Source organism: Vibrio sp. OPT46 (assembly GCF_015163535.1).
Classification (GTDB): Bacteria; Pseudomonadota; Gammaproteobacteria; order Enterobacterales; family Vibrionaceae; genus Vibrio; species Vibrio alginolyticus.
In genome coordinates, this window is sequence record NZ_JADDYG010000443.1 from 29,120 (window position 1) to 33,641 (window position 4,522).

A 4,522-nucleotide genomic window follows, 5' to 3' on the forward strand; every position below is an offset into this window, starting at 1 on the left:
AAACTTCCAAGATATTCCTGTGCGAAACGTCTTGCAGCTTATTGCTGATTACAACCAATTCAATTTGGTTGTCTCCGACTCTGTGGAAGGCAACCTCACGCTTCGTCTTGATGGTGTCCCTTGGCAGCAAGTGCTGGATATTATTTTGCAAGTTAAGGGGTTAGATAAGCGTGTTGATGGCAACGTGATTTTAGTTGCTCCGACTGATGAGCTGGACTTGCGTGAGAAGCAGCAGTTAGAAAAACAAAAATTGACGGAAGAAATGGGAGAGCTTTCATCTGAAATCATCAAAGTTAATTTTGCTAAAGCATCAGACATTGCGGAGATGATCAATGGTGAAGGAAATATCAGCATGCTGTCAGAGCGCGGCAGTATGACCATTGATGAGCGAACTAACTCGTTATTGATTAGAGAGTTACCTGAAAACATCGAGGTGATTCGAGAAATTATTGAGTCTTTGGATATTCCAGTTAAACAGGTTCAAATTGAGGCGCGTATTGTGACCATCAATGAAGGTAACATGGACGAGTTAGGGGTTCGTTGGGGTTTTACGTCTATTAATGGCAGTAATACAGTGGGTGGTTCTATTGAGAACAACCTCGCCACGATCGGTCTCTATAATGGAGAAGGGGGTGATGACGGTGGTGACGGTGATGGAGTAGGGATCGATGACTTCCTAAATGTAAACTTAGCTGCAACCAGCCCGAATGCGACCAGCATTGCTTTTCAGGTCGCAAAGTTAGGTTCAGACACCTTGTTGGATCTTGAGCTTTCTGCGCTGCAACAAGAGTCTAAAGCTGAGATTATCTCGAGCCCACGTTTGATCACTACCAATAAGAAACCTGCCTATATCGAACAAGGTACAGAGATTCCTTACCTAGAGTCATCATCAAGTGGTGCAACGACGGTGACGTTCAAAAAGGCGGTATTAAGTTTGAAGGTAACCCCGCAAATCACACCGGATAACCGCTTAGTATTGGATTTAAGTGTCACGCAAGATAGACCAGGACAAGTCGTGAAGACAGGCACTGGTGAAGCTGTTGCGATTGATACTCAACGTATCGGGACGCAAGTGTTAGTGAATAACGGTGAAACGGTCGTTCTTGGTGGTATTTTTCAGCACAGCATTACTAACTCGGTGGACAAAGTGCCTTTGTTGGGCGACCTGCCGCTATTAGGTGCTCTTTTTCGTCGAAGTTATGAGAATGTTGGCAAAAGTGAGCTGTTAATTTTCGTCACGCCTAAGGTGGTGATTCAGTAGTTCTGTCTCGGGAAAAACTGATTAAATCAAAAATAAAGTTGCAATAGTGGCACCATGCTTGGATAATTTCGGGTCTTATCACGAATTATCTGTGAGGAACTGGTGCCACAAGCCTTGTAGAACAGCAGTTTAGCTGTGTTTTCTTGTGGCGATCTTATTGAATCAATGTTGTAAATTACTGCTAAACATGGCTGAGAAACGTAATATTTTCCTTGTTGGCCCAATGGGCGCCGGCAAAAGTACAATTGGTAGACATCTAGCACAGCAACTGCATATGGAGTTTGTTGACTCCGATACAGTGATCGAAGAACGCACTGGTGCAGACATCTCTTGGGTTTTTGATGTAGAAGGTGAAGAAGGCTTCCGCAAGCGTGAAGAAGCGGTACTTGAAGACCTAACACAAGAGCAAGGCATCGTGCTTGCGACTGGCGGTGGCTCTGTTAAGAGCAAAGAAAACCGCAATCGTCTTTCGGCACGTGGTGTTGTTGTTTACTTAGAAACGACGATTGAAAAGCAACTTGCGCGTACAAACCGCGACAAGAAGCGTCCTTTACTTCAAACGGATAACCCTCGCGAAGTACTGGAGCAATTAGCTGAAGAACGTAATCCTTTATATGAAGAAGTAGCGGATTACACTGTTCGCACTGACGATCAAAGTGCAAAAGTGGTAGCCAACCAGATCGTAAAAATGCTAGAAGAGAGATAAGTCTTTATCTTTTTTTTAATTGGAGCAAACCGATGGAACGGATTACGGTCAACCTAGCTGAGCGTAGCTACCCAATCTCTATTGGCGCCGGGTTATTTGAGGACCCGGCGTACCTCTCTCAAGTTCTCTCAAACAAAAATGCAAAACAAAAAGTTGTTGTGATCAGTAATGTCACAGTGGCGCCTTTGTATGCAGACAAAATTTTAAAGCAACTCGAGCAGCTCGGTTGTAGTGCATCCTTGTTAGAATTGCCTGATGGTGAACAGTACAAAAACTTGGATGTATTTAATCAAGTAATGAACTTCTTACTGGAAGGGAGTTATGCTCGTGATGTTGTGATCATCGCGTTAGGTGGTGGTGTTATTGGCGACCTTGTGGGTTTTGCGTCTGCCTGTTACCAGCGTGGGGTCGACTTTATTCAAATACCGACCACATTACTATCCCAAGTGGACTCTTCGGTTGGTGGAAAAACCGCGGTTAACCATCCGTTGGGTAAGAACATGATAGGTGCGTTTTACCAACCTAAAGCCGTGATCATTGATACGAACTGCCTGTCGACGTTGCCTGAACGTGAGTTCGCTGCGGGTATCGCCGAAGTCATTAAGTACGGCATTATTTACGATGCAGATTTTTTTGTATGGTTAGAAGACAATCTTGAGCGCTTGTATGCGTTGGATGAAGAAGCACTAACTTATGCGATCGCACGTTGCTGTGAAATAAAAGCGGAAGTGGTGGCTCAGGATGAGAAAGAATCGGGCATCCGTGCTTTGCTTAACTTAGGTCACACCTTTGGTCATGCGATTGAAGCGGAACTTGGCTATGGCAATTGGCTGCATGGTGAAGCGGTATCTTCCGGCACTGTTATGGCGGCCAAAACGTCGCATCTACGCGGTCTGATCTCGGAAGAGCAATTTGAGCGTATTGTTGCGATTTTGCGTCGTGCAAAACTGCCTGTGCATACTCCAGACAGTATGAATTTCGATGACTTCATCAAGCACATGATGCGAGATAAGAAAGTCCTCTCTGGTCAATTACGATTGGTTTTGCCTACAGGCATTGGCACTGCCGAGGTAATTGCTGATACGACGCAAGACGTACTCAAACAGGCGATAGACTTCGGTCGCGATATTTAACCTTGTAATGGCGCCTTTGGGCGTCATTCTTGTAGTGTATTAAGGTTATTAGATGAGTGTTGCTCACGTACTGGAATTAGATTCTCAAATCGAGTTGCTTGATAGATTAGGTCTACTGACTAACTTTGGTTCCAATCTCATTGCGATTAATGGTCATGATGGGTACGGGAAATCTTGGCTAGCGCAGCGATACCTTGAAGTGGGTGCCAGTAACAAGAATCAATGTTTGTTACTTTGTCATTCTAATCAAGACGATGTGCAGCATCGCGTCCTTATTTTGAATCAACTGGTTTCAGACGCATTGTTTAATCAGCAAGAGCCTTTACTTGATAGCCTTGAAAGGCTTTTAGGTGATGAGCCGTGTGACATTGCAATTGTTGTAGATGATGCGCATTTATTGAGTGAGACACTTATCTCTGAGCTTTGGATGCTGGTCTTAGAGGCGCACCATAAGCCAAATTGGACCATCAATATCCTACTGTTTACACAGTCTGGACGTTTAGAAGGTTTGCTAGCACGTCTCAGTTATGGACAAGAGATAAAGCCTGTTGAGCTTGATATTGATATGTTGTCCGAAGTGGAAGCTCGTCGTTTCTTTGAGTCACTTGTTGCGCGCTACGTCGATGATGAGTCTGAGAAACGGGTTCGAGATGCATTTAAAAAAGTCGACCCAGTACCGGGTGACATCATGGCGTTAGGAGAGATGAAAGTGGAAAAAAGGATCATTATCCGCTCGATTGTCGGTTCACCCCTGAATATTGCGTTGGTGGTATTAGTATTACTGTTGCTTGCTGCTGGTGGCTATTGGTGGATGCTTAGTCAACCAAGTCCTGATGATAAAGCGCAGCAAATTGCTGGCAGTTTAGAGCAAACGGCTATTCCAACTTTTGAAGAGTCAGGAATCAGTGCAGCGCAGTCTTCACTGATTCCTGTAACCGATGGCTCTAGCAGTCTTGATAAGTCTGGTGCGGTTGATGATTCTGATTCATTACCGCCAGCAGTGACAGAAGAAGTAGCGAGCGTAGGCAGTGATGACAATCAACAAAGAGTGGTGATTGAGTCGAATGTGGTCGATGCATTGCTTGAAGGTAAAGCTGATTCAGCAGACACAAAAGCGATTGATGATGTCGTAGGTACTGAGAAGACAGAAACCGCCGATGAAACTAGCTCCCCTTTGATTAAAGTCGTAAAACCGAATCAAGATATGACGCAAGCACCTGCTCAGTCAGAAGAGGGTGACGCAAACCAACCTGTTGTGAAGTTTTCATTTGCTCGTGAAGAACTAAAAGCGCTATCGCCAAGAGCTTACACTTTACAACTCGCAGCTATGACCTCAATGGAAGATGTACAATCCTTTCTCAATGAGCATCAACTGAATAATCAAGTGCGAATTTATCCTACCGTTCGTAATGACACCGAGTG

General features: G+C 44.6%; 4 protein-coding genes. All 4 read left to right on the forward strand.

The window, feature by feature from the left end:
- Window positions 1–1,261, forward strand: a 1,261-nt coding sequence (locus IQR33_RS19130; RefSeq protein WP_193843935.1) for a type IV pilus secretin PilQ, incomplete at its 5' end; no start/stop codon positions are given.
- A gap of 187 nt (window positions 1,262–1,448) precedes the next feature.
- The gene (gene aroK, locus IQR33_RS19135; RefSeq protein WP_005381319.1) at window positions 1,449–1,967 is read left to right on the forward strand and encodes a shikimate kinase AroK; all 519 of its coding nucleotides are present in this window, start codon (window positions 1,449–1,451) and stop codon (window positions 1,965–1,967) included.
- Between the two features lie 32 nt (window positions 1,968–1,999).
- Entirely contained in the window at window positions 2,000–3,100 is a 1,101-nt protein-coding gene (gene aroB, locus IQR33_RS19140) for a 3-dehydroquinate synthase (protein WP_005381318.1), read from the forward strand.
- Between the two features lie 52 nt (window positions 3,101–3,152).
- Window positions 3,153–4,522 (forward strand): AAA family ATPase (locus tag IQR33_RS19145; protein WP_193843936.1); only part of this gene is annotated, 1,370 nt, incomplete at its 3' end.

Excerpts from the sequence above, each read along its gene's own strand:
- aroK (WP_005381319.1), top strand. The coding sequence starts at position 1,449 with ATGGCTGAGAAACGTAATATTTTCCTTGTTGGCCCAATGGGCGCCGGC.
- aroB (WP_005381318.1), top strand. The coding sequence starts at position 2,000 with ATGGAACGGATTACGGTCAACCTAGCTGAGCGTAGCTACCCAATCTCT.